Raw genomic sequence first — 22,503 nt, 5'->3', positions numbered from 1 at the left:
TATGACTGAAGAACAACACATTTTTAAGAAGATCGAACTGGTGGGTGACCGCGTTTTACGATTAGCTGCTGCAGAGCTTTGTAATGAAATTATAGAGAACAGATACAAGGCTGCTGAGATCATTGATTTTCTCGGCAGTAACAAGGTATTTGGACTGATCGCCAGAATGAAGAAACTGGAGGCGCATAAAGACGATCCTGAAACAAAAGGCAAGTCCAGAACGCTGGCAAATGCGTATGAGTATTCAATTGGTAAACTTTATTACGAAGATAAATTGAAGGCGCTGGCGACGGCCAGGGAAGATTTGGCCCATTTTTATGAGAACCAGGAGCTTTATTTTGTGAAAAAGGATGCGTAACAAGTTCCGGCCTGATGCTTAATAATTTCTACAATTCATCCAGGGATTACCTCATTTTATGTTAACAGGCAATGGCACCTGAATTGTGCGTTTTTCAATATTCATCAGTATTTCACATAGTATGAAAAACAACAATGCCTGGGAAGAAAAGGCGAAATTGCTTCGCAAATGGTGCCTTGTTTCAACAACGGCGGCGGGATCGGGGCACCCAACCTCCTGCTTATCGGCAGCTGATCTTACAGCCGTTCTGTTTGAAAAATATTTTACGTACGATATTTCCAATCCTTTAAACAGATACAACGACCGGTTTGTGCTTTCAAAAGGCCATGCCGCTCCCCTGCTCTATGCCCTGTTTGGCATGTGTAATGCCTATGATCTGAATGAATTAAAAACATTAAGGCAATTCAACAGTCTTTTTGAAGGACATCCCGTTCCAAAATTCAAATATGCGGAAGCTGCGACCGGATCTTTGGGGCAGGGACTTTCTGTAGGAGCCGGATTGGCTTTGTTAGCTAAAAGAGAAATGCTGCCCTATACAACGTACGTGTTGTGTGGTGATGGCGAGCTGGCGGAGGGCCAGGTATGGGAAGCGGCTAACTTTGCTGCTTATCACCGGTTAAATAATTTAATTGCCATTTTAGATATCAACCGGCTGGCGCAAAGTGGAGAAACCATGTTCGGTCACGATATGGAAGCGTACGAACAACGGTTCCGCGCTTTTAATTTCCGGGTAATTACCATAGATGGGCATAACTACGGAGAAATTGACCAGGCTTTGCAGCAGGCCCATGACGATGCAGGCCAACAACCCGTTGCTATCATTGCAAGAACACTGAAAGGAAAGGGCATTTCATTCCTGGAAAATAAAGACGGCTGGCATGGTAAGCCATTAAAAGAAGATGATCTGAAAAAAGCCCTGAATGAGTTAGGAGCTATAGATGACAATATACGTTTTGATCTTCGGAAACCAGCCCAAACAGCTATAGCCAATGCAACCCAAACGAACACGGCTGTACAGCTGGAATTCGACAGGGCCAGGACCTATGCAACCCGCGAGGTCTTTGGACAGGCACTGGCGCAGATAGCGCAGCATTCACCCGATGTGTATGTGCTGGACGCCGACGTAAAGAACTCCACATTTACTGAAGACGTTTTAAAAGAAACGCCTGAACGGTTTATAGAGTGTTTTATAGCGGAACAGAACATGGTATCTGTAGGCGCCGGTTTGTCAAGGATCGGCAAAGTACCGGTTTTAGCCACTTTTGGCGCTTTTTTCATGCGTGCCGCCGACCAGATAAGGATGGCAAGGATCTCTGAAGCCAATATCAAATATGTAGGATCGCACGTGGGCGTTTCTATTGGCGAAGACGGCCCCTCGCAGATGGCCCTGGAAGATATTGCTTTCTTTGGAGCCATGCCCGGTACCGTTATATTACAGCCTTGTGATGCCATTGCAACGGCTAACCTGGTACCGCGAATGATAGAGCATACCGGTTTCGTATATATGCGCACCCTTCGCCCGAAAACAAAGTTATTGTATACTACAGGTGATACATTTTCCATCGGAGGATCTAAGATAATCAGGCAATCAGATAATGATCTGCTTACGGTAGCGGCAACAGGTATTACGGTGTTCGAAGCGCTGCAGGCTGCGGATATGCTGAAGCAGGAAAATATAAACATCCGGGTGGTTGATTGTTACTCAATTAACCCCGTTGATAAGCAAACCTTGGCGGCTTGTTTAAACGACACCCGGCTTAAATGTATAATTACCGTAGAAGATCATTTTGCCCATGGCGGCCTGGGCGATTTTGTTGCAGCGGCCATCGGTGCGGAAAGTGATCTCGTTGTAAAAATGGCGGTAACAAAGATCTCTCAATCCGGCAAACAGGAGGAACTGTTGCAGGATGCCGGTATAGACGCCGCAGCCATTGCGGCCCGGGTAAGACAGATAGTTAGATCGAATGATCCCGTGAGCACGCCTGCGTGACAAGAACTGCCATTAACTTAACGGGCTCTGATATTCAGGGCCTTTTTTATGCTTTACTTCAGGTGTTGTAGATTTATGAGTGCGTTATATGCCCTGGTCTGGCTTATGAAGAACAATAAAACATCGATATGGAAATTGCCAGTGCTCTGGAAGCTGATGAAAGATTCTTTCAGGCGGCTGATGCGCAATGACCCATTGCGTATGGCCGGCGCTACGGCATTTTTTACCAGCTTTGCCCTTCCGCCTATTCTCGTACTGCTTTTCCAGTTGTTCAGTATTTTCTTTGCCAGGAAAATTGTGGGCAGAGAGTTGCGGCAATTGCTTTCCGATACGCTCGGGCCGCAGGGCGCGGAGCAGTTACGCCTTACCGCCCTCGGACTGCGCAACCTCGCCAAAACCTGGTATATGGCGGTAATAGGGCTGTTGTTCCTTGCCTTTGTGGCAACCACCCTGTTTAAAGTGATTAGAAATTCCCTCAATGATATCTGGAATATCCGCCTCGAGCGATCGGAGTTTGTTACTGATATGAAAGTTCGCGGCAGGTCCCTGTTCATTATCCTGATGGCCGGTATTCTTTTCCTTGCTGCTGGCGTTATTGACGTAATAAAAGTAATTGCCGGAAATTATATTGGCAAATTCTGGCCGGAAGGCGGAAGTTTTTTTACGAGCGCACTGGATGAAATTGCCGGCGTGCTGGTAGTAACCACCTGGTTTGTCGTCTTATTCAGGTACCTGGCAAACGGGCGTCCTTCCTGGCAGGTGGCATCAGCAGGAGGCATCGTTACCGGTCTCCTTTTTTACATCGGCAGAGCGGCGCTGTCGGTACTGCTCGTTCAAAGTGATATAGGCGCCGTGTATGGCGCGGGCGCTGCCATCGTACTTATCCTGCTTTTTGTATTCTACTCTTCCTTCATTCTTTATTTTGGGGCCAGCTTTATCAAGGAGTATTCATTACTTACCAGTGATCCTATTGTGCCCTCATCGCGGGCGTATATGTTTGAATTGCATAAGGTGCCTGATACCGGCAAAGCCGGCGCGGATACATAAGGGTGCCGGGCAGCCACCCGAATTACCTTATTAAAAGCCTGCCTTAAGATTAATGTCAGAAATAGCATAAATTGGCATACACTTAATCTCGGGTTATGTGGTACCAGGTACTGAATTATTTCTTCTTTGCATTCCATACCGTGTTCACCCTGTTTAACATCTTTGGATGGATGTTTCGCGCCACCAGGAAATGGAACCTGATCACCCTGCTGCTGACTGCCTTTTCCTGGTTCGTACTGGGCATCTGGTATGGCTGGGGGTACTGTTTTTGTACCGACTGGCACTGGGATGTAAGAGAACGGCTTGGTTACCATGATCAGCAAAATTCCTATATCAATTTCCTGTTACTAAAACTCACCGGCATAAACTTTAATGAAGACCTGGTGAATCATGTTACCCTTATTGTTTTTGTGATAAGTCTTGTAATGAGTATCTGGTTGAATATCCGCGACCGGAGATCCTTCTCCATAAAATAGTCCATCTTTTTCATAAAAAATTCTATTGGCCTGCGGAGTTATAAATGCAAGATTTGCCTGATCAATTTCTTGCACGATTTATTCTTGCTAACATTTAAAACGATGCTGCCTATGTGCCCTTCTTATTGCTTCTCATATATATTGATACCTGCAAAAGCAAACGCCCATGCGTGGTTATAACAGTCCAAAGGGAATACTGCCGCTAATGCTATTGGCATTGACGGCTGGAACACCTGCTGCGTTTAGTCAGAAAAAAGCTGTTGATAAGACCAGGATCACCATTCAGCTGGAGCATGAAAAGCAGACCATACACAGCTTTGGCGCTTCCGATTGCTGGACGACCAAATTCATCGGTAACTGGAGCAATACTTCCAAAAAAGATCAAATTGCAGACTGGCTGTTCAGTACTGATACGTTAGCAGATGGAAGTCCGAAAGGCATTGGCTTATCCCTTTGGCGCTTCAATATTGGCGCCGGCAGTTTTGAGCAGGGTGCAGCGAGTGATATTCCCGACGAATGGCGGCGGGAAGAATGTTTTCTGCAGCCAGATGGTTCCTGGAACTGGAAGAAACAGCAAGGAGCACAATGGTTCCTGCAGGCAGCAAAACAAAGAGGCGTGCGGTATACCCTGGGCTTCTCCATTGCACCACCTGTTTTTATGGCCAGGAATGGAAAGGCTTATAACGGTACCGCGGAGCCGTCGATGAATATTCTGAAAGGAAAAATGAATGCCTATGCAGGTTTTATGGCAGCGGTATCAGCTCATTTTAAGTTTGATTACCTGAGCCCTGTAAACGAACCGCAGTGGGATTGGGGCAAAGACCGCATCAGCCAGGAAGGTACTCAGGCTACCAATGATGAAATTGCCGAATTGGTAAGGCTGCTGGCCGACAGCCTTGTTGCCCGGCGCGTTAGATCACAGATAGCGATCGGTGAAGCCGGTCAGCTGGATTTTTTATACGGTAGAAATAAAGATAACCGCGGCGATCAGATCCAACAGTTCTTTTCCCCTGCTTCTGTAAACTATATTGGCAAATTACCGAATACCGCTCATATTATATCAGCACACAGTTATTTCACCACCTGTCCCGATTCTCATTTGGTGAAGGTGCGCCAGCAGGTGGCAGGGAAGATCCGGCAGGTAGATGCAAAACTGGAAACCTGGCAAACTGAATTCGGTATTCTGGGTAACATTTGTAATCTGTACAAAGGCGGCCCAAGAAATACGAGCATCGATTATGGTCTGTATGTAGCCAAGGTATTACATCATGATCTCACCCTCGCCAATGTGTCTTCCTGGCAATGGTGGCTGGCTATAAATCCCTACAATTATAGCGATGGCCTGGTTTATATCAACGATCCTTCCGGTGGTATGCAGGTAGACAAATGCAAAGAGGATGGCACTGTGCTGGATAGCAAACAACTTTGGAGCTTTGGTAATTATGCCCGCTTTGTTCGCCCGGGTATGAAGCGGATAAATGTAGCCGTAGAAGGATTGAATGATCCGGTCAAGGCAGCTGGTACATTGATGGTTTCGGCGTATAAAGATGAAAGCAGCCGGAAGCTGGTGCTGGTGGTTGTTAATCCAACCGGAGATCAGCAATCCCTGCAGCTGATGGGTACAAAACACAAACTTCGGTTTGCCGGGAACGTGGTGAACGCTTATACCACAGACGCTACGCGGAATCTGAAAAAAACAGTGGCAGCTGTAAATAACCTGGTGATCCCTTCGAGGTCAATAGTTACATTCACAGGAACCTATCAATGAAACCATAGCAAGAAAGGATGAAACGTACAATCATTGGTTGCTGTACCTTATTTTTTATACTCATGAGCTGGCGTTTGACCCTTGGCCAGGTTAATGGTCAAACAGGGCCTTCCTGCGAAATAATTCCTTTACAGGGTATCTGGAAGTTCAAGCTCGATCCTTTTTTTACAGGCATCAGCAGCAATGGCGTTCAGTTGATGCCGCAGCTTCCTGAAGAGATCACCCTGCCCGGTTCTACCGATCAGGCGGGTAAAGGCATTAAAACGCAGGACATGACCTCCCTGCGCCTCACCCGCCTGTATGAATACAAAGGCGCAGCCTGGTATGAAAAAGAGATCTTTGTTCCATCAGGTTGGAAAAATAAAGATGTACGCCTCTTTCTGGAACGCGCTCATTGGGAAACCAGTGTATGGGTAAACGGCCAGCCTGCCGGCAAACAGGAAAGTCTTTCCACGCCGCACGTATATGATCTTGCCGGTTTGCTGCAACCCGGAAAAAAGAATGTCATTCGTATCCGGGTCGACAACAATATGATCTATAACATTGAGTACAGTCATGCGGTGAGCGCCGAAACGCAAACCAACTGGAATGGTATCATCGGGCGAATGGAATTGCAGGCCTATGACAAGGTTCATCTGGAGGACATTCAGGTGTATCCGCAATTGTCGCAAAAGTCGGTCCGCTTTCAAATAACCATCCTGAACAGATCAAAGGCGCCCACAAAAGGAATCCTGCATTTTTCAGGTAACACTGCCAATACCGGTCAACCGCTGCTGTTGCCAACGCATTCCATTCCGTTTTCAGGCAGCGATTCTTTATTAACGGTGTCCACTGAAATGGCATTAGGGGCGAAGGTGCAAAGCTGGGATGAGTTCGATCCTGTTTTGTATCAAATAACTGTTTCCATGACAGCCGAGCAGGAAGGAATGAAAGGTCAAGATAACAGGCAGGTGGTATTTGGTATGCGGGAACTGGCAACGGCAGGCACGCGCTTTACTATTAACGGCCGCCCGACGTTTATTCGTGGTACAGTGAATTCTGCGGAATTCCCGGTCACAGGTTATCCCCCTATGGAGCCGGCACAATGGGAGCGCATTTTTACTATTTGCAAGGAGTATGGACTGAACGCCATGCGCTTTCATTCCTGGTGCCCGCCGGAAGCCGCTTTTGTGGCTGCCGATAAACTGGGCATGTACCTTCAGGTAGAAAATTCAGACTGGCGGTTTACCATTGGCAAGGATTCGGCGGTAAACCGGTTTTTGACAGAAGAGGCCGACCGCATCTTGAGAACGTATGGGAACCATCCTTCTTTTATGATGTTTTGCGAGGGCAATGAACTGGTAGGTCCTTCGGTGAATGCTTTTTTGTCGGGCCTGGTAAGCCGGTGGAAAAAAGATCCGCGTCATTTGTATACCAGCGCTTCTGCTTACCCGGTCGTTCCCGAAAATCAATACAATGTATTTTATGGCGCAAGGCCCCAGCGCTGGAAGGAAGGATTGAAAGGACGCTTTAATGTGCAGCCGCTGAACACCCGCTATGATTATGCTGACTATGTAGCAAAGTTCAGGATACCCATGATCACACACGAAATAGGCCAATGGTGTGTGTATCCCGATTATAATGAAATACCGAAATACAACGGCGTATTAAAACCTTATAATTATGAACTGTTCCGTGAATCTTTGCGGGAACACCATATGATCGATCTGGCGGAAAAATTTACGCTGGCCTCCGGTAAATTCCAGGTGCTTCAGAAAAAAGAAGAGATCGAATCGTATCTGCGTACGCCGGGATTTGGCGGTTATCATTTGCTGCAGCTGAATGATTTTCCTGGTCAGGGTACGGCGCCGGTAGGTGTGGTGGATGTATTCTGGGACCCGAAAAAATATGTAACTGCAAAGGAGTTTAGCCGATTCCAGGGACCGGTAGTTCCCCTGTTGCGTACCGATTCTTTTACCTACACCAATGACCAACATTTTAAGGCCACCATTCAATTTGCCAATTTTGGTAAAGGCCCTGTTCCATCTGCTTCCATCGAGTGGTCATTACAGTATGAGGATGGAAAAGTATATCAACAGGGCAAATTTAAAAAAGAGATCGCGCTGGGAAGTCCTGTTCCTGTTGGAGAGGTGGTTATCCCCCTCAATAAAATAACAGTAGCCAGCCGGTTGATCTTTACGGTACAGGTAGCCGGTACTGCGTACAGCAATCAATGGAGCATTTGGGTGTATCCGCAGTCCCTGCCAGCTGTTTCAATGAACGATATACTGGTTACCGGTGATTGGAACGAAGCGACAAAAGCGCATCTACGGCAGGGCGGAAAAGTGTTGCTCCTGGCCGATACGGGCCGCATCCATTCAACTGCTGATCCGGTGTTTTCGGGTATTTCCTGGAATACCGTGTGGTCGGGCATGCCGCCAAACCTGCTGGGTATTTTGTGTGATCCCGCGCATCCTGCATTGAAACATTTCCCTACCGAATGCCATTCCAACTGGCAATGGTGGGATGTTGTGCGCCATTCGAAACCGGTAGTGCTCGATGCAATGCCCGCTTCTTTCCGGCCGCTGGTACAAATGATCCCTGACTGGAATAACAATAAAAAGATCGGGTTGATCTGGGAAGCGAAAATTGGAAAGGGCCAGTTGTTGTTTTCTGCAGTTGATCTAATTAATGGTATGGAACAACGGCCGGTAGCCAGCCAGTTGTTGTATAGCCTGAAGCGTTATATCGTTAGTGAAGACTTCAATCCTGCCGAAGCGCTGGCGGAGGAGATAGTGGATGCCCTGTTCAGGAGGTGATAATAAAGTTGACAACTTAATTACGTATGCAAAGAAAATATCTATATAACCTGGCAGTATTCCTTTTACTGGTACAGGTAGTGCGTGCGCAGCCTGATGATTACCTGAAAGGAATAAAAGAGGAACTGAAAAAAAAATGGCCCAATAACAGGACAATAAACCTGGTGTTTCATGGGCACTCAGTGCCCGCCGGTTATTTTGCCACACCGGAGGTAAGGACCTTCGACGCCTACCCCTATTTAGTACTGCAACAATTAAAGCAACAATATCCCTTTGCCGTGATCAATGTGATCGTTACTTCCATTGGCGGTGAAAATTCTGCCCAGGGTGAAAAACGCTTTAAAAGGGATGTACTGACGCATAAACCCGATGTGTTGTTCATTGATTATGCGCTGAACGACCGTAAGCTGGGCCTGGCAGCATCGCGGCAGCACATGGAAAAGATGATCAGGCAGGCTTTGAGGAAAAATATCAAAGTGATATTGCTGACACCATCGGCAGACCAACAGGTGGATCTGCTGCAGCCCGGCAACGAGCTGGAATTATTTGCCAGGCAACTGAAAGAGCTGGCGAATGTATATCATGTAGGCTTGGCTGACAGTTACAAACAGTTTAAACAGATAGTAGAGAAGAAAAAGGATCTGAAAGGCTACATGTCGCAGTCAAATCATCCTAACAGGGCCGGACATACATTGATTGCTGCGGAGATCATGCGATACTTTGAGTAAGCGGGAGACGGCAGGCGGCAAACCGGAAGCCTCATTTTCTAAACATACTTGCTTTTATCACCTCTATCAACTTTATCACTTTATTGTTCACTTTTCAACTATACAGACAAACTTTCCTGTTTATATATCTGGCTATTGCCGGAGTGCAGGCGCTTGCCCAGGAGCCTTCAACCAGGGAAAACCTGTCTCTTGCCGGTACCTGGACATTTCGACTGGATTCTATGAATGTTGGTCTTGCACAGCACTGGCAGGATAGTTTGTTTAAAGAAGTTTTGCGTTTACCGGGTACACTCGAAGAAAACAAACAAGGCGTGTATGTGACGCAGCCGGTTACACAATACCTCAATCAAACGTATAAATACACAGGCCCTGCCTGGTATAAAAAAGAGATCGAGATCCCTGAATCGTGGAAGCATAAACAAGTGGCATTATTCCTTGAGCGTACGAAAGCAACGCAGGTCTGGATCGATGGGAAATGGATTGGCCGGGCATCCATATTATCAGCACCGCATGTGTATGATCTCACTGGTAACTTATCGCCCGGAAAACATACAATTACCATTTTGGTGAACAACACGCCGGCTTTGTTCCCGGTGGGCGGCTCTCATGCACTGAGTGAACATACACAAACGAATTGGAACGGCATCATTGGCCGCATGTACCTGGAAGCCGCCGGTGCCCTTAAGATCAATTGGATAAAAATAACACCGGATGTAAAGAACAAAGAAGCACTGGTGCAGATCCGGCTTCAGGGCGCCAATGCAGCCCATAAAAAATTATGGCTGCAATTGCAGGCCACTGCCTGGAATACATCGCTGAAACATGCGGCTGCGCCCCGCTCCTTCCCTATTGCGGTAAATAGCGGCGACACTATATTGAGCTTCCGCTACCCGTTAGGTCCCCGGGCGTTACTATGGAACGAGTATTCGCCCGCACTCTACCGGCTTACCGCTACCCTGCGCAGCGACAATCACACGCTGGATAAACTGATGACCAATTTTGGTTTGCGTTCGTTTAAACCGGTTGGCACCCAGTTCCGCATTAATGATGTGGTTACATTCCTGCGCGGCAAAAATGAAAGCTGTGTATTTCCGTTAACCGGTTATCCGCCCACAGATATGGCCCATTGGCGAAAGTTGTATCGCACCGCTAAACAATATGGCATAAATCATTTCCGGTTTCATTCCTATACGCCACCGGCCGCTGCCTTTGAAGCGGCCGATGTGGAGGGGATTTATATTCAGGCTGAATTGCCCAACTGGGCCGATCTTACCGGTAAAGACACCACGCAGATCGCCTTTCAATACCAGGAAGGTTGTGCTATCCTGGATGCCTTTGGCAATCATCCATCTTTTGTGATGTGTACATTAGGTAATGAACTCGCCGGAAACAATACCATTCATGAGAAACTCGTGGCTGATCTTCGAAACTATGATGGCCGCCGCTTGTATGCATACGGAACCAATGCATTTTACAACGATCCGGCGCCGGGGAAAACCGATGATTTCTGGGTTACCATGCGTACGGGAAAAGAATCAGCGGCGCGAACCTTTGATGTGAGGGGATCATTTGCTGCCACCGAAGATACCGGTAACGGGATCATCAATAGTGTTTTGCCTTCTACCCTGCGCAATTTTTCAGCTGCTATCCGTGGTGTGCAACTGCCCGTTATTGGGCACGAGACCGGGCAATATCAAATTTACCCCGACTATAAAGAGATGGCGTGTTACACAGGTGTGTTGCGTCCACTCAATTTTAAGATCTTCCGGGAAAGATTGCAAGCAGCAGGCATGGGCGATCAGGCAGACAGCTTTTGTAAAGCTTCCGGCATGCTGACTGCCTTGTTGTACCGCGAAGAAATTGAGATGGCCTTCCGAACGCCGGGATTTGGCGGTTTTCAGTTGCTCGATCTGCAGGACTTCCCCGGTCAGGGTACTGCCCTGGTTGGATTGCTGAATGCCTTTATGGAGAATAAAGGTTTTGTTGCGCCAGCTGAATTCCGCCGTTTCAATAACGATGTCGTCGTGCAACTGCTGATGGAAAAATATACCTGGGCGAATAATGAAACCTTCGCCGCCGATATGCAGGTGGTGAATTACAGTCCGCAGGATATGAAAGGCAAAACACTCCGCTGGTCTGTAGTTACGGCAAACGATAGCCGTGTATTGACAAGTGGGAAAATGCCGATGGCTTTGATTGAAAAGGGTAAGATCAATCCGTCAGGGAAAATTGTTTTTCCTTTAAACAAGATCTTGAAAGCAGCCAAATTGGAGGTCAGATTGGAAATTGAAAATACGCCTTACAGATCAGCTTATCCTGTGTGGGTGTATCCAGACAATGCCTCCGTCGTTGTACCGGCTGGTGTTACCATAGCTACCCAACTGGATGATCAGCTGATCGAAAAATTAAATAAAGGAGCGCGGGTGTTGCTGTTCCCCGACCATAAAGCTGTTGAGCAGAAAACGGTAGGCCCGCAGTTTATCAGCGAGTTTTGGAACTGGCTGGTGTTTAAGGGTGTTACGGAAAGAAGTAACAGAAAAGTATCTGCAGGTACATTGGGTATTCTCACAAAGCCTGATCATCCGTTGTTCCGGGATTTCCCAACAGAGTTTCACAGTAACTGGCAATGGTGGAGCATCACCAAAAATGCCCGGCCATTGATCCTGGACAGTACAAACCGGTCTTTTCGGCCTATTGTACAGGTAATTGATAATATTGATCGCAACCATAAACTGGGGATGATCTTTGAATGTAAAGCAGGCAAAGGCCGCCTGCTGGTATGTATGGCCAATTTACCGGCACTGCTGCACAGGCCCGAAGCGCGGTGCTTGTACCATAGCATGCTTCGGTATGTATACAGCGGGTTATTTGACCCGAAGGACCAGATTGAGGACATTGAATTTTTACTTCGATAAAAAAGCAAACAACATTACAATGCAACAATTACAACGTTATAAGGCGCTTCGTTTTTGTCGTTACCCGTTAAGCGTTCAGCAGATAAGATACATAATCCTGTTCCTGGCATTCGCCTTGTTAAACAAGGTTCATGCTCAAAAAATGCAATCGGGCTTATCAAAACGGCCCTGGGTGAAAGCGGTGGTGAACCAATCGATACAACAATACAAGTTACTTACTGCCGACCTGCCGGCGGATCAACTGCCACGCACATTCGAGGATGGCAGCCTGAAAACGGTAGGTCCCTATGCCTGGATCAGCGGTTTTTACCCCGGCACAATGGCTTACCTGTACGAGCTGTCAAAAGACAGCACGCTGCTGAATGAGGTTGAAGAACGGCTGAAGATCCTGGAGAAGCTGCAAACCGTGAAGGTGAACCATGACCTGGGGTTTATGATGTACTGTAGCTTTGGCAATACATACCGCTTAACAGGAAAACCTCAATACAAGGACATCCTGATACAATCGGCAAAGTCGCTGGCCGCAAGGTATTACCCTAAAGTTGGCTGCATTAAATCATGGGACCAGATAAAATCGCTCGACGGCAAACGGCTATTGACCTTTCCGGTGATCATAGACAATATGATGAATCTGGAATTGTTGTTCTTCGCCTCCCGCGTAACAGGTGATCCATATTTTAAAGACATAGCAATCAAACATGCCGACAAAACAATTAAACATCACTTGCGGCCCGACTATAGTAGTTACCATGTAATTAATTACGATTCTGTAACCGGCGAACCCCTTAGTAAAGAAACCCAGCAGGGATTTTCAGACAACTCAACCTGGTCGCGCGGACAAGCGTGGGGTATTTATGGGTTTACCATGACTTATCGCGAAACAAAAGATAAAAAGTATTTAGACGTGGCGGCGAGGATGGCGGATTTCTTCCTGGATCATCCCAATCTGCCGAAAGATAAGGTTCCGTATTGGGATTTTAATGTAGGACAGCCGGGGTTCACGCCACCGTGGAATTATGATCCTAAGAAGTATCCGGTAACTCCCCGCGATGCATCGGCAGCAGCTATCGTTTCATCTGCCCTGTTCGAACTGGCCGATTATGTGGACGCCAGGCTCAAAAAGAAATATCTGGCGGCGGCGGAAACCATGCTTAGATCCCTGTCCTCGCCGCAATACCGCGCAGCAGTTGGTGAGAACGGCGGCTTCCTGTTAAAGCATAGCTGTGGTGGTGTACCAGGTAATGCGGAAGTTGATGTGCCGCTTACTTATGCTGATTATTATTACATTGAAGCGCTTCGGAGATATAATGCTCGTTAATAGTTTGAAAGTTGCTGATACAGGGATAACGGTTACCTGTTTCAGGTTACAGGTTCAGGGCATGCTGCTTCGTTTTCCCTGCAAAATGCAACTTGTAACAGCTTGCATTGACCATTTACCATTAATTGTATGAAATTCAAAATTACTTTCCTCCTCTCCTTTAAATTATTCCTGCTGCTTTCAACCCAGGCACAGTCAGACACTATATTGGATCGTTACAAGGCGTACCTGTTCCGCACGTCAGCACTTCAAATGACTTCTGGTGGCAGTTGGTCAGCCCCATTGAACGCACATGGACAATGGGCGGATATAAATTATGAAGACCGGGAACCGGCCGGATGGAAAGTTTCCCGCCACCTGCAACGCATAAAAGAAATGGCGCAGGTGTGGGTTACGCCAATGACTGTCCAATACCATGACAAACAGCTTTGGGAAAAAATAAACGTTGCGCTGGATCATTGGCTGCTGAAGCGCTACAAAAGCGACAACTGGTGGCACAATGAGATCGGTGTTCCCCGCTATATGCGTGATATTCTGGTGCTCTTACGAAATGATCTTTCTGCATTGCGCCTGAAGCAATCATTGGAAATACTGGCACAGCATAAGGTGCATGATGATTTTGTGGCGGGTAATCTCATCTGGTGCGCCGATCTGGGTTTGCATTATGGGGCGCTTACAAAGGATACCGTGTTGATGGATCGTTGCCGGAAATTGTTGATGCGGGAAATTCAGATCACCAGGGGGGAAGGCGTACAACCGGATCACAGTTTCCATCAGCATGGTAACCGCCTGCAGATGTACCAGTATGGTAAAGCGTATTTGTGGGAAGGGTTGCGGCTCGCCTGGCAGCTGCGGGAAACATCACTGGCCTTTCCGGAAGAAAAAGTGAATATCCTCACGAATGCAGTGCTCAATGGCTGGCAATGGATGGCGAGAGGCATTCATACAGTGCCGGGCACTATGGATCGTTCTTCTTCGAGGAAAGGAGAATTGCAGGCCGCTGATCTGCGGCCACTCATTCCATTTATAAGGGAACTGGATCCGGCAAAGGCCAATGCATTTAATACCATGGAAGCTATTCAAAACGGAAAAGGATCAATGAAGGGTTACCGTTATTATCCTTATTCGGATTTCGCAGCATATCATCGTCCTGGTTTTAGCTTTTTTCTGAAAACGATCTCTACCCGTACTCTCGCTACCGAATCTATCAACCGGGAAAACCTGAAAGGAAAACTGCTGAACAGCGGCGATGCTTACCTCGTTAAAAATGGCCGTGAATATTTCGACCTGATGCCCGTTTGGGATTATACACTATTGCCCGGCGTAACCACATTCGCCAATGCGCATCAGATCGATCGCCAGGCATTCGTGGGCGGCGTGGCCAGCGAAACCGAAGGGTTATTCGCTATGGACTATGTATTAAAAGACAAATCCGGAACGCAGACATTGACTGCCCGTAAATGCTGGGCCGCTTACCAGGATGTTGTGATCTGTTTATTGTCAGGTATGAAAGGCACTAATGTTTCCGGAAATATTTTTACGGCGCTTGATCAGTGCCGCTGGCAGAGCGATATAACTGTAAACAAACCGGGAAATGTCATTAAAGAGGGAATACATACGGTGAAGGACGTACACTGGATCCATCATGCCGGTTTTGCCTATATGCCTCTTTCGCCGGCGACCATTGACCTGCATGCGAAAGAAGTGACCGGTACCTGGACTTCCATCAATGCTTCCGAAACAACTGAAAAGGTAACTGAAAAAATGTTCATGCCTGTATTGGTTCATGATACAAGTAGGGCAACAGGTTATGCATTGGCCCTGTGTACAACACCTGGTGAGGCCAGGAAATTATTTAATAGGCCCAATTGGAATGTCTTACGCAACGATGACCAATGCCAGGCCATCCGTTTTAACGATGGTACAAAGATGGCAGCATTTTATGCACCGGGTAAATTAGATGAAATACAAACAGATAAACCCTGTCTCGTTCTGATAAAGAATGGGGTGTTATATGCCAGTGATCCTTCGCATACAGGAATTTCCGTTCGTTTCACTTTCTCCGGTAAATCATTTGAATTGTCGCTGCCTCCTGGTGGAATCACTGTTTGTAAGAAGCTACACCGTTGACGTTTAAGCCTGCCACTTGTAACATCTTAGATAGAACCGTTTCATCATTGACCATTCACTATTGACCATTGACCATTCACCATAAAATAGTCCATCTTTTTCATAAGAATTTCTATTGGCTTTCGGGCTTATAAATTCAAGATTTGCTTATTCAAAAATCTCCCACGCGGAATCAAACCAAACGCTTTATGAAAAAACGATTGCTGTTATATGCCTGCCTTCTATTCGCTATCGTTCCATGTTTTGCGCAAACTTCCACTGTGAAAGGGAAAGTAACAGGAAGTAATAATGAGCCGCTCTCTGGAGCCGGCGTCAGTATCAAAGGCCAGAACACGGGCGTTGTTACAAACGGAAGCGGTGAATTTACACTTGCCGTTGCTGATGATGCGGTGTTGGTTATTTCTCATATCGGATATTTATCCAGGGAAATACCTGTAGCCGGCAAAACATTTATCGAAGTGTCGCTTCAATCGCAAGAGGCACAAATGAATGAGGTCGTGGTCATCGGTTATCAATCCGTTTCACGTAAAAGTGTTACCACGGCGGTTTCTTCGTTAAGTTCGAAAGAGATCAAATCCTATGTAACGGGAAACGTGGCCAACGCCATCCAGGGTAAAATGGCCGGCGTGCAGGTTTTCTCGGGGAACGGTTTACCCGGTTCTCAGCCGACTATTTTGATCAGGGGTTTGAGCAGTCTTAGCAAGAACACCACTCCACTGGTGATAGTGGATGGTAATGAAATGGGTTACAATGCGCTTAATTTTTTGAATCCTGCCGATATTGAATCCATCGATGTATTGAAAGACGCTTCGGCTTCTGCGATATATGGTTCGCGTGCGGGCCAGGGCGTTATACTCGTCACTACTAAAAGAGGTAAAGGAAAACCCAGTGTCAGCTTTGAAGCTTCCTATGGTTGGGATAAAGTGCCCAAAGTGAAACTGGCCGATGCCAGCGAATATGTGCGCATCATGAACACCGTTGCTGCGAATAGCGGCGCTGCGCCTTATTTTCCAAACCCCGACAACGTAACTCATACAGATTACTGGAACAGTACGTTCGATGTGGGCAACCGCCAGAATTACAATTTAAGTGTCACCGGGGGTAAAGACGGATTGTCTATATATGGCAACCTGGGTTACTATAAACAAAACTCCTATTATGCTACTGACAAAGGCGGCGACTGGAGCAGGATCACCGCCCGCCTGAATATTGACTTTGCATTGAATAAGATCTTTAAAGTGGGTTTGCAGTTTGCGCCCCGTTTCGAAAAATGGCTGAACTCAGATGGCAGCAATCTTAGCCGGGCCTATATGATGGACCCTACTACGCTGCCATTTAAGTCTGCGGATTCTGTTCTTAGATCCATTCCCAATGGATTTATGGATATGACCGCTTTCAATCCATATTACAGTATGCCGAACCGCTCTCCTGTTAATGGGGTTGTTAATCCGGATTTTTATTTCAGGACCAATTTCAACAATAATGATGCCTGGGGTGCTCAATATTCATTGTATGCAGAGGCGAAGCCAGTGAAGAACCTGACGCTGAGAACCCAGTTGGAAGGATTTGGCACTGCCACCAGCAACACCAATTATACACCGAAATATTACCTGGCAACAAACAGTAATAACAGAGAAGACCAGGTGTACCAGGATAACCAGCAGAATATGCGCTGGAAGATCACCAATACAGCAAATTACAGATTGACACTTAATAAACACAATATTGATCTGCTGGCCGGTCAAAGCGCTGATGACTTTACGGTGAAGGGAACTTCGGTTACAAAGAAAGGAATACCATTTGAAGAGGAGCCGTATCAGTATGTTTCTGCGGCGCCAACGGTTGTAGGAGCAAGCGGCTGGTATCAGCCTGGTGCATCAACCGGCTCTACACCCTTTGGTAAAATGGTTTCTTACTTCGGATCTTTCCGGTATAATTTTAATGAACGTTATTACCTCACGGCAACCATGCGTGCAGATGGAACCTCGCTGGTAAATCCATTATACCGTTGGGGATATTTTCCAACCCTGTCTGCCGCCTGGGTGATCTCGGATGAGCCGTTCTTCGAGAAATTAAATAAGACCGTTAATTACTTAAAATTAAGAGCCAGCTGGGGTAAAGCCGGCGGCAACCTGCCCGGGTTAGGTTTGTATTACTCGACTGTTGGTCCCATCTCTTATCCCGATGCCAACGGTGCGGCCATCATTGGTTATACCACCAACTATATAGCCAATCCTGAGATCAAATGGGAAGAACAGGAAGATTATACGGTGGGACTGGATGGAAATTTATTCCAGAACAAATTAAATTTTACATTGGAGGGTTACATAAGAACACCCAGGAATTTACTGCTGAGCCTTCCTGTTGACCCGGTGCTGGGCTATGCCCAGGGATATATTCCTACCCAGGAGGCAAATGTGGGAAAATTAACTACCAAAGGTTGGGATATCAATATTGGCTATCGGGATAACATCACAAAGCAACTCCGCTTTGGTGTAGATCTCATTCTGAGCCATTTCAAATCAGTGGCTGATAACTTGGGTGCCAATGATCCTATCCGGTATGGCGTGAATAACGATGTGATCACCACTTTCCGCTCGCGGGTTACAAAAGGCCATGAGCCGGGCGCCTGGTATGGTTATGAAGTTTTAGGCGTATTTCAAACCGATGCAGAAGCCGCTGCTTATGTAAATAAAGACAATGTGCGTATGCAGCCGCTGGCAAAAGCAGGCGACCTCATATTCAAAGATATTGATGGCGATGGCGTAATTGATAACAAGGACCTTACTGACCTGGGTTCACCCTGGCCAAAATTAACCGGCGGCTTAACCCTTACGTTGAACTACAGCAATTTTGATTTCAGGGCAGAATTTTACGGCTCTTATGGTCAGAAATATAATAATGGTTACCGCCTATTAATGAATGGTTCGGGTAAATACAATTTCATGTCGGGCCTGGGCGATAAGTTCTGGCATGGCGAAGGTACTTCCAACAGCTTCCCTATTTTAAAAGCTACGGATCCGAATGGTAATTTCAGCAAAATGAATTCCTTCCTGGTTGAGGATGCTTCGTTTACCCGGTGCCGGTTGATACAGTTAGGTTATACGCTGCCCAGAGACCTGGTAAAAGCATTCAACAGCTTGAGGATTTATGCATCGGCGCAAAACCTGTTTACGCTTACGAACTACTCTGGTTTGAACCCCGAACTTCCTTTTCAGGGCATTGGTTTGAACGGTATCGACAACTTTCAACCCACACAGGCAAGAACCTATTTGCTAGGGCTTAGTGTAGGGCTGTAATTACTGCTAACATAATAAACCGGAAAAAATGAACAAGAAAATCTTTCTATATACATCTATCATTGTTGCTTCATTCACAAATGCAAGCTGTAAAAAAGAATTCTTAGATCAGCCTCCTTATAATTCCAACATAGTTGAATCGGAATTCTATACAACGTTCGACCAATGTAACAATGCAACGAAAGCCAGCTATCGCTATGTGGACTGGGACGCCTGGTGGCAAACACAGAACTGGCGCTTCTTATCAGGCGAAGCTGCCAGTGACAATGCCTGGATCGGAAATACCTATCAGTCGACCCATGCTTCCTGGGATGCCGTAGCGCACTATACCATCGATGCCGGGAACGACAGGGCGGAAGGCCACTGGATCATGTTGTACAAAGCAATCGGTATCTGGAATGCGGCTATCCAGGGAATAGAAAAAGCACCTATCGACGAAAACAGCAAGAACCAGTTTATTGCCGAATTGAAGTTTTTGCGTGCCTTCAACTATTTTGACCTCGTGCGGAACTGGGGCGGCGTTTCTATCGTTACGCGGATCCTTCCGCCTACCACCCATGTTGCCCGTTCCTCTGCCAAAGAAGTATATGATTTTATCATCAATGATCTGAAGGAATCCGCCGCAATACTGCCCCGGAGATCACAATACCCTGCTGCAGACAGGTTCCGGGCTTCGAAGGGCGCAGCACTTGCGTTGCTGGCCAAAACCTATTTGTATGCCGAAGACTGGGTAAATGCAGAAGCAACTGCCAAACAGGTGATCGACCTGGGTGATTATAGCCTGGAAAGCACATTCGGCACTTTATGGAATTACAATTATAAAAACGGCACCGAATCAATATTCGAAATCCAAAATGCATCTTCACAACAACCGGCCCTTCCTGCCAACGGGTATGTTATTCCGATGAACTCTGTAGCAGATGGCGGCTGGGGCTATATTTCCGTGACCAGCGATCTGGAAAAAGCGTTCATGGCTGAGGGTGACAGCATTCGCCTGCATTGGACCATCAACCGGCACGGGTTGCCGGTCGTGGGCGACCCCAATACGCCGAAGTTTGATGCCAGACCTTATACCGGTTCGGGAACCGCTTCTTCCAAATCAGGACGATTCAGCAGAAAGCGCTATGTGCCCAAAGCCCAGCGCCCGGCAAACGGTTTGTATGCTTTGAACGATATCATCTTACGCTTTGCCGATGTGCTGCTCATCCATGCAGAAGCAGCCGCCATGCACAACCATACGGCTGAAGCGCTATCATCTTTAAAAAGGATACGAGACCGCGTTAGCCTGACAACCGACATGAGCCTCAGTGGCTGGAACCTCACCAATGCCGTTCGGAAAGAAAGAAGGCTGGAGCTGGCGCTGGAAGGCGACCGGTTATATGATCTGCGCCGTTGGAAAGATCAAAGTGGAGCACCGGTCATTAACAGCGTTTTTGGCCCTAATGGAAGTTTTGTCAAATACAATACAACGGTGAGCACCGATTACTGGGAAGTAAATAATAAAACCGAGCCACAGAACAAAGGATTTCATTTCAATCCTGCGATCCACCTGGTTTGGCCCATCCCCAACAGTCAGGTTATTTCCTCTGAAGGTGTGGTGGAGCAGAACCCGGGATACTTTTAATGGGCAATGGTCAATGGGCAATGGTCAATGGGCAATAGTCAATGGGCAATGGTCAATGGGCAATAGTCAATGGGCAATGGTCAATGGGCAATGGTCAATGGATAATGGGCAATGGTCAATGGGCAATGGTCAATAGTCAATGGGCAATGGACAATAGTCAATGGTCAATAGTCAATGGGCAATAGTCAATGGGCTCTGCGAAAGTGCTGCAAGCCGAAAAGTAGCGTTTCTATTCACTATTCACCATTGACCATTCACCACATTCACGTTTCACAACCTTAATATTTCTATGAAGAAAAATAATCGTTCTCACATACTTATGTGGCTGTTGCTGTGTACTTGCTGGTTTTCCTGCAGCAAAAAAGGCGCTTCAGGCGGTGAGGAACCTCCCCCACCGCCTAACACCTGTGTATACCTGGGTGTAGACACCTGCCAGCAGCAACCCAAAACAATTGTTACCGTTAACCTTAACGAGGTGAAACAAACCATTCACAGCTTCGGTGCTTCTGATTGCTGGACGGCGAAGTACATTGGCAAATGGAATGATGTTCAGAAGAAGAATCAAATTGCCGATCTCCTGTTCAGCACCGATACGCTGCAGGATGGATCACCCAAAGGCATTGGTTTGACTTTATGGCGGTTCAATATCGGCGGCGGCAGTTTTGAACAGGGCACTTCCAGCAATATCGCCGATGAATGGCGAAGAGAGGAATGTTTTTTAAATGCCGATGGTTCCTACGATTGGACGAAACAAGCCGGTCAGCAATGGTTTCTGCAGGCCGCCAAACAACGCGGGATAAAATATACAGTCGGCTTTTCGCTTACCCCACCTGTTCATATGTCCAGAAATGGAAAAGCGTATAACAGCAGCGGTGGTATCGTAATGAACCTGCAGGATGGCAAGATGGACGCATACGCCGATTTTATGGCCGAGGTGACCAAACATTTTCAGTTTGACTATCTGAGCCCGGTGAATGAACCTCAGTGGACCTGGGGGCAGGCTACCAGCGCTGGCCAGGAAGGCACCCAGGCAACCAATGCAGAACTGGCCGCTTTGGTAAAAGCATTGTCGCCAAAATTGGCAGCTACTTCTTCTAAAGTGGTAATAGGCGAAGCAGCGCAATGGGATTTTTTAACCGGGCGCAACAATGATGGCAGAGGCGACCAGATCAATCAGTTCTTCACCCCCGCATCTGCCAATTATATTGGGAACCTCCCCGCTGTTGAAAAAGCCATCTCGGCTCATAGTTATTTTACCACCTGTCCTGATGATAACATGATCAATGTCCGGAAGCAGGTAGTGGCAAAGATCAACCAGGTTGATGCATCATTGCCCGTATGGCAGACCGAATTCGGTATTCTGGGCGATATCTGTGGTAAATACAATGGTTACCCGAGAAATACAAGCATCGATTATGGTTTATATGTGGCAAAAGTGCTGCATCACGACCTGGCCATTACCAATGTAACATCCTGGCACTGGTGGCTGGCTATCAGTCCGTATAATTACAGCGACGCGCTCGTGTACATAAACGATCCGGCTGGCCAGATGAATGTAAACAATTGCAAGCAGGATGGCATTGTGTTGGACTCAAAGCAACTATGGTCTTTTGGTAACTATGCCCGTTTTATCCGGCCCGGCATGAAACGTATTACCGCTAATGTGCAGGGAATAACAGATGCTGTTACTGCGGCCAACACTTTAATGATCTCTGCTTACAAAGATGAGACCAGTAAGAAATTGGTAGTGGTGGTTGTCAATCCCGAAGCAAAGGACAAGATCCTGGAGCTGAAGGGAGAGAATAGTTCATTGAATCTGACAGGCAATGCAGTAGCTGTTTATACCACCGATTTTGCCTATAATTTGAAAAGAACCGCCAACGCATTGAATAATATCGTTGTTCCTGCCCGTTCGGTAGTAACTTTAGCAGGTACAATTCAATAAACGCGAGACACTTGCCCGCCCGTATCCGCCAGCTGGCGGAAAAAGAGGGTAACGCAGACTAACCGTGCCACGGTGCCAAACGCAGTCGAAGGGCAATCCGTGGCACG

The 22,503-nt window shown here is 47.0% G+C and carries 13 protein-coding genes; all 13 read left to right on the top strand.

The genetic code is table 11. The annotated features are described in order from the left end of the window. Position 1: 1 nt before the first annotated feature. The 13 genes from JUB15_RS16905 to JUB15_RS16845 all read left to right on the top strand — a co-directional run bounded on the left by JUB15_RS16905 (position 2) and on the right by JUB15_RS16845 (position 22,396). On the top strand, positions 2-358 hold the full coding sequence (locus tag JUB15_RS16905; RefSeq protein ID WP_207513674.1) for a hypothetical protein: 357 nt from the start codon (positions 2-4) through the stop codon (positions 356-358). A gap of 121 nt (positions 359-479) precedes the next feature. Continuing rightward, a complete protein-coding gene (locus JUB15_RS16900; protein ID WP_207513673.1) occupies positions 480-2,348 on the top strand; it encodes a transketolase in 1,869 nt (622 codons plus the stop codon). Between the two features lie 105 nt (positions 2,349-2,453). Next, positions 2,454-3,395 (top strand): YihY/virulence factor BrkB family protein, encoded by a 942-nt coding sequence (locus JUB15_RS16895; protein WP_207513672.1) that lies wholly within the window; start codon positions 2,454-2,456, stop codon positions 3,393-3,395. A gap of 95 nt (positions 3,396-3,490) precedes the next feature. Then, positions 3,491-3,871, top strand: coding sequence for a DUF2784 domain-containing protein (locus JUB15_RS16890; RefSeq protein WP_207513671.1), 381 nt, complete (start codon positions 3,491-3,493; stop codon positions 3,869-3,871). 205 nt (positions 3,872-4,076) lie between these two features. Beyond that, positions 4,077-5,639 carry a glycoside hydrolase gene (locus JUB15_RS16885; protein ID WP_242696386.1) on the top strand — a complete coding sequence of 521 codons (1,563 nt, stop codon included), beginning with the start codon at positions 4,077-4,079 and terminating at the stop codon, positions 5,637-5,639. A gap of 17 nt (positions 5,640-5,656) precedes the next feature. Next, positions 5,657-8,437, top strand: a complete 2,781-nt coding sequence (locus JUB15_RS16880; RefSeq protein WP_242696385.1) for a DUF8487 domain-containing protein — start codon at positions 5,657-5,659, stop codon at positions 8,435-8,437. A 26-nt stretch (positions 8,438-8,463) separates the two neighbouring features. Then, positions 8,464-9,165, top strand: a complete 702-nt coding sequence (locus JUB15_RS16875; RefSeq protein ID WP_207513669.1) for an SGNH/GDSL hydrolase family protein — start codon at positions 8,464-8,466, stop codon at positions 9,163-9,165. 83 nt (positions 9,166-9,248) lie between these two features. Beyond that, a complete protein-coding gene (locus JUB15_RS16870; protein WP_207513668.1) occupies positions 9,249-12,080 on the top strand; it encodes a DUF8487 domain-containing protein in 2,832 nt (943 codons plus the stop codon). Positions 12,081-12,099: 19 nt separating this feature from the next. Further along, entirely contained in the window at positions 12,100-13,398 is a 1,299-nt protein-coding gene (locus JUB15_RS16865) for a glycoside hydrolase family 88 protein (protein ID WP_242696384.1), read from the top strand. A gap of 129 nt (positions 13,399-13,527) precedes the next feature. Next, positions 13,528-15,528, top strand: coding sequence for a polysaccharide lyase family 8 super-sandwich domain-containing protein (locus JUB15_RS16860; RefSeq protein WP_207513667.1), 2,001 nt, complete (start codon positions 13,528-13,530; stop codon positions 15,526-15,528). 188 nt (positions 15,529-15,716) lie between these two features. After that, complete coding sequence (locus tag JUB15_RS16855) at positions 15,717-18,827, top strand: SusC/RagA family TonB-linked outer membrane protein (protein WP_207513666.1); 3,111 nt, start codon at positions 15,717-15,719, stop codon at positions 18,825-18,827. A 28-nt stretch (positions 18,828-18,855) separates the two neighbouring features. Continuing rightward, positions 18,856-20,451, top strand: coding sequence for a RagB/SusD family nutrient uptake outer membrane protein (locus tag JUB15_RS16850; protein ID WP_207513665.1), 1,596 nt, complete (start codon positions 18,856-18,858; stop codon positions 20,449-20,451). A gap of 289 nt (positions 20,452-20,740) precedes the next feature. Beyond that, positions 20,741-22,396, top strand: a complete 1,656-nt coding sequence (locus JUB15_RS16845) for a glycoside hydrolase (RefSeq protein WP_207513664.1) — start codon at positions 20,741-20,743, stop codon at positions 22,394-22,396. Positions 22,397-22,503 lie beyond the last annotated feature (107 nt).

The organism is Longitalea luteola (genome assembly GCF_017356035.1).
Taxonomy (GTDB): domain Bacteria; phylum Bacteroidota; class Bacteroidia; order Chitinophagales; family Chitinophagaceae; genus Niastella; species Niastella luteola.
The sequence above is the reverse complement of the archived record's forward strand: the minus strand, read 5'-3'. Positions and strand labels throughout refer to the sequence as shown.

Excerpts from the sequence above, each read along its gene's own strand:
- JUB15_RS16905 (WP_207513674.1), top strand. The coding sequence starts at position 2 with ATGACTGAAGAACAACACATTTTTAAGAAGATCGAACTGGTGGGTGAC.
- JUB15_RS16900 (WP_207513673.1), top strand. The coding sequence starts at position 480 with ATGAAAAACAACAATGCCTGGGAAGAAAAGGCGAAATTGCTTCGCAAA.
- JUB15_RS16895 (WP_207513672.1), top strand. The coding sequence starts at position 2,454 with ATGAAGAACAATAAAACATCGATATGGAAATTGCCAGTGCTCTGGAAG.
- JUB15_RS16890 (WP_207513671.1), top strand. The coding sequence starts at position 3,491 with ATGTGGTACCAGGTACTGAATTATTTCTTCTTTGCATTCCATACCGTG.
- JUB15_RS16885 (WP_242696386.1), top strand. The coding sequence starts at position 4,077 with ATGCTATTGGCATTGACGGCTGGAACACCTGCTGCGTTTAGTCAGAAA.
- JUB15_RS16880 (WP_242696385.1), top strand. The coding sequence starts at position 5,657 with ATGAAACGTACAATCATTGGTTGCTGTACCTTATTTTTTATACTCATG.
- JUB15_RS16875 (WP_207513669.1), top strand. The coding sequence starts at position 8,464 with ATGCAAAGAAAATATCTATATAACCTGGCAGTATTCCTTTTACTGGTA.
- JUB15_RS16865 (WP_242696384.1), top strand. The coding sequence starts at position 12,100 with ATGCAACAATTACAACGTTATAAGGCGCTTCGTTTTTGTCGTTACCCG.
- JUB15_RS16860 (WP_207513667.1), top strand. The coding sequence starts at position 13,528 with ATGAAATTCAAAATTACTTTCCTCCTCTCCTTTAAATTATTCCTGCTG.
- JUB15_RS16855 (WP_207513666.1), top strand. The coding sequence starts at position 15,717 with ATGAAAAAACGATTGCTGTTATATGCCTGCCTTCTATTCGCTATCGTT.
- JUB15_RS16850 (WP_207513665.1), top strand. The coding sequence starts at position 18,856 with ATGAACAAGAAAATCTTTCTATATACATCTATCATTGTTGCTTCATTC.
- JUB15_RS16845 (WP_207513664.1), top strand. The coding sequence starts at position 20,741 with ATGAAGAAAAATAATCGTTCTCACATACTTATGTGGCTGTTGCTGTGT.